General features: G+C 45.9%; 2 protein-coding genes. One reads left to right on the top strand and one right to left on the bottom strand.

The genetic code is table 11. The annotated features are described in order from the left end of the window. On the top strand, positions 1-3,678 hold a 3,678-nt coding region (locus VIP81_RS27195; RefSeq protein WP_331968814.1), incomplete at its 5' end, for a translocation/assembly module TamB domain-containing protein. Positions 3,679-3,809: 131 nt separating this feature from the next. On the opposite strand, the gene ribA is transcribed toward VIP81_RS27195, so the two are convergent. Beyond that, on the bottom strand, positions 3,810-4,373 hold the full coding sequence (ribA, locus tag VIP81_RS27190; protein WP_414649394.1) for a GTP cyclohydrolase II: 564 nt from the start codon (positions 4,371-4,373) through the stop codon (positions 3,810-3,812). Positions 4,374-4,468 lie beyond the last annotated feature (95 nt).

Raw genomic sequence — 4,468 nt, 5'->3', positions numbered from 1 at the left:
CCGCCACTCTCCTCCTGGAAAAAAGAAATTACCCTCAACGGTAAGGCCCGCGGCCCTGTCAGCAACCTGAAAGCATCTGAAATAGAACTGCAGGCCGGCAACACCACCCGCCTGAAAGGAAGTCTTGAAATGCGGGGCCTGCCGGATATCTACGAAACATTCATCGACTTCCACGCCGAGGAACTCGTAACCACCGGGGCAGATGTAATGCAAATCATGCCCATCGTAAAAGATGTAGTCAGCACTGTTCGGATAGACCGCCTCTCCGCTATCCGCTTCCAGGGCAGCTACACCGGTTTCATTAATGACTTTGTTGCATACGGCCAGTTCCAGACAAATCTCGGTAAACTAAATTCCGATCTGAACTTCAAAACCAGCCGTGATGTACCCGTGTACTCCGGGAGCCTGAAGGCCGACAAGTTCGATATCGGAAGTCTTTTTGATAACAGCAATCTGTCTACCATTTCGCTGGATGCGAAAGTAGACGGCGCCGGCTTTAACTTCAAAACGCTGAAAGCCCGTGTAGATGCCAATGTACAGGAAATAGCCCTTTTCGGATATAACTATCAGAACATCCAAACGAAAGGGGAAATGAGCCGTAAATTTTTTAATGGCTCTCTCACCGCGAATGATCCTAACCTGGATATGGACTTTGCCGGCACCATTGATTTTAATGCAGCATTACCGGTATTCAACTTCAATGCGGAAGTTCGTAAAAGTGACCTGAAAGCATTACATATCACTGAAGATTCTGTTACCCTGCAGGCAAAAATGGATCTTAATTTTGCCGGTAGCAATATTGATAACTTCGATGGCGTGGCCAGAATGTATGAGGTGTCTGCGTTCAAAGATAACCGCCGCCTGGAGTTCGACTCCCTGAATGTATCTTCACACCTGGTAGATAACCAGAAAATACTGGAATTTGCCGGCAGCGAAATCAGTGGGTTTGTAAAAGGACAATATAGTTTCCTGCAACTGCCGGATGCTTTTCACCTGCTGCTGTATAAATATTATCCCAGCTATTTCAGTCCCCCGCAAAATCTCAGCATTAACCAGGACTTTACATTTGCCTTTAACCTGGGACAAGTGGATAAACTGCTGAAAGGCTTTACCAACAGATTTTCCGGCTTTAATGAAAGTAAAGTCAACGGCGCCCTGAATACCATGAATGGTGGTAACCTGGTATTGAACATCAACATACCGGAGGCTGGCTATCTTGATTATCATATACAGGATTTGCAGGTAAAGGGAGATGGTAATTTTAATAAAGTCAATATCAGCACCAGTATCGGCAAAGTATTGTCCGGCAAAAATGTGATGCTCGAAAATCCATTGATACTGGCCAGTTCCGGGCATGATACCTCTTTTGTAAAAGTAGATATGCAGGCAGAAGATACTTCTTCCCTCGATGGTTTCTATGCCCGTATTATTACTGTTCCGGAAGGACTGAAGATCAATTTCCTCAACAGTGCATTCACGGTAAATGAGCGGCAATGGAGTGTCACCCCAGGCAATGAAATTTACTGGAGCAAACATTTTCTCACGGTAAAAAACCTGCGCATTACCCGCAATGACCAGAGTATTACCATAGAAACCAATGAGTATAATCCGGATGAATCAAAATTTATTGTTACGCTCAAAAACCTGAATCTCGCCGATGTAATCCCTTCTCAACTCATTACCACACGTATAGAAGGTGTTACAGACGGCACTATCAATATTGCAGATCCTACACAGAACCTCGATATCAACACCGCCCTGAGAACGCGGGAACTGCGTATTGACAACGATTCTATCGGTATCTTAAATGTAGATGGTACCTATCATCACCAAACCGGCATCGCCACTTTTAATGTCCAGTCAGATAATGAAGGCAAAGCTTTTCTGGCGCAGGGTAAAGTAGGTTTATCCGCCACCAACCAGGACATAGATGCCAATATAAAACTAAATGGTACCTCCATCAGCTTATTGAATAAGTACCTGGCGGGGTACGTTTCCCAACTTACCGGAAGCGTTGCCGGCAACCTGAATATCAGCGGCACTACCAGTCTGCCTTCCGTGAAAGGCTCGCTCACACTGGATACCGTGGGCGTTACTGTGGATTATTTAGGTACCCACTATAGAATTCCAAAGCTGAATGTAAATGTGGATGATAACCTGATTGAATTCGGCAACTTCGTACTGATTGATAAATACAACACCAAAGGCACTGCGAGCGGCTATATCAGTCATGACCATTTTGATAAACTCAATTTTGACTTTGATGTCACCGGCAGGGGGTTTCTGTTCCTTAATACCAGTGCTACCGATAATGATTTGTTTTATGGAGATGTGATCGCCGATGGTAAAGTATACTTTTCCGGCCCGCTGAATGATATGCAAATGCATATCCTGGCCCGTCCTATCAAGGGGACCCATTTTTACCTGCCCATGGCAGACAGCAAGGACATCGGGAAGTATGACTACATCACCTTCAAGACCTATGGTACGGAAATAGTAGAAAAGAAAAGGAAGAAAGACAATACCAAACTTACTGTGAAGCTGGATATTGCCGCCAATCCGGATGCGCAGATAGATGTAATCCTGGATGCCACCACCGGCGACATTATTTCTGCCAATGGTACGGGTAACCTGCAAATCACCGTGAACACAGAAGGTGATTTCACCATGTTCGGGAATTACGAAATCAACAATGGTTCTTACAACTTTAACTTTCAGCGGTTGACCAGCTGGAAATTTGATATAGAGAAAAACAGCAGCATTATCTGGAACGGAGATCCTTCCGAAGCCCGGGTAAATATCATGGCCAAATATTCCCTTCCGAAGGTGAGTCTGTATAACCTGGTAGGCCAGGGTACCAGTGCCACCAACGATAAACTGGCTACGCGCACAGAGAAAGTAGATGTACTCATTAACCTGCGGGGCGCACTGTTAAAACCAGACATTACCTATTCCATTGAATTACCGGAAGTAGGCAGTCTCGCGTATGAAAGTGGCGTGGCAGCTCACCTGAAAGAGATCAATAGCGATCAGAACAAAGCGTTATTCCAGGTATGGGGACTGCTGTTCTCTAACCAGTTCCTTCCGGACGATGCCACCTCTACTGCCGCCGCCAACGTGGGCATTACCGGTAAAAACAGTGTGGGACAGGCTTTGTCAGCACAGGCACAGGCGATCCTGAATAATATTACCGGGGTGCTGCTCAAAGGAAGCGGCATAGGGGTGAATGTAAATTACCGTGCTTATAATGTGGGGGGGCCGGTAGATAACTCTTCCGTAGACCGTAACCAGGTAAGTGCTGGTATTACAAGCAACCTGTTTAACAACCGTTTCCGTTTATATGCTGGTGGCGATTATGATTGGGGTAAAACGGCGACTTCCGCCAATACCAACCGGTTTGCGGGCGACTTCCGTATTGAATATCTCCTTACGCAGGATGGCCGTTTCCGTATTAATGCTTTCAGCAAAACGGATTACGACGTATATAACCTCAGCAACCGTACGAAATCCGGTGTGGGTATTTCCTATATCCGGGAATACAACCGGTTTAGTGAGTTATTTGGTGGTAACCGCCGGTCCCGTACGCCCCTCATGGATTCGTTGCGCAGGGCGGCGGCACTGAAACAAGAGCAGGAAGATGCGGAGAAAGTGAAGGCCGATACCACCACGACTAAATAAGGAGGGTATAGAAAACAGCAAAGGAGCAAAACGGGTAAAACCAGTATTGCTCCTTTGTATGGTTTGATTACGTTTACAGCTATCTTTCGATGACTGCGAACTTATACGCGGCCTCTAGTGAACCGTCACACTTATCCTTTCAGGATTTCATGCCCTAATTTATCTCTTTTTGTTTTCAGATAACCTTCGTTATGCGGGTTAGGATGAATTTCAATCGGCACATTTTCCACTACTTCCAGGCCATATCCACTTAAGCCGGCGCGTTTACGCGGGTTGTTGGTGATGAGGCGCAGTTTACAGATTCCCAGCTGACGAAGGATTTGGGCTCCTACGCCATAGTCGCGTTCATCCATTTTAAAGCCCAGTTCCAGGTTAGCTTCCACGGTATCGAGTCCTTCTTCCTGCAGTTTATAGGCTTTCAGTTTATTCATGAGTCCTATACCTCTGCCTTCCTGGTTCATATATAATATGAGTCCTTTTCCTTCTTTCTCGACCATTTGCATGGCAGCGTGTAGTTGCTCTCCGCAATCGCAGCGTAAAGAGTGCAATATATCTCCGGTTACGCAGGAGGAGTGCACCCTTACCAGGATGGGCTCATCTTTTTTCCATTCACCTTTTTTCAATGCCATGTGAATTTCACCGGAATTGATTTGTTTGAAGGCGATCAGTTCAAAGTTGCCGTATTTGGTAGGCATTTGTACTTTCACCCCTTCTTCGATCAGCGTTTCGGTGCTGAGCAGGTAAGCGATGAGATCTTTTATGGAGATGAGTTTGAGATCAAATTTGGTGG

The organism is Chitinophaga sp., from assembly GCF_036566945.1.
GTDB lineage: Bacteria > Bacteroidota > Bacteroidia > Chitinophagales > Chitinophagaceae > Chitinophaga.
Note: the sequence above shows the minus strand (reverse complement) of the source record. Positions and strands in the feature narration are given on the sequence as shown.